The organism is Aeromonas tecta, from assembly GCF_000820185.1.
GTDB classification, from domain to species: domain Bacteria; phylum Pseudomonadota; class Gammaproteobacteria; order Enterobacterales; family Aeromonadaceae; genus Aeromonas; species Aeromonas tecta.
On record NZ_CDCA01000011.1, the window covers coordinates 119,156 to 119,517 of the forward strand.

A 362-nucleotide genomic window follows, 5' to 3' on the forward strand; every position below is an offset into this window, starting at 1 on the left:
TGCAGATGCACGACACCCTGCTGCAGGCGCACCGCCTCTATCACACCCACCTCTCTCCCAACATTCTGGAGCGACCCCGGCTGGCCCAGAGTCACTCCCGCCTGCTCTCCAAGATGGTCAGCCTGCGTCCCTTGCTGGCCCCCGCCGTCAAGGAGACCCGCCTCAACAGCACGTTGTTTGAAGCCATCCAGACCACCATGCGCAACACCTTCTGCACCCTGGAAATGCTGGCCAACACCTACTGGCGCGATCGTCAAAACCACTTCCTGATGCAGAGCAGCCCCGAGCTGCGTGCCTGCCAGCAGGCCAGCGAGGAGGTCTTCACCCAGCTCGCACTCATGCTCAAGAGCGGGGATCCCCGC

The 362-nt window shown here is 63.3% G+C and carries 1 pseudogene; it reads left to right on the forward strand.

The annotated features are described in order from the left end of the window. Nucleotides 1-362, forward strand: a pseudogene (locus tag BN1137_RS03205) (FUSC family protein); the annotation flags it as partial.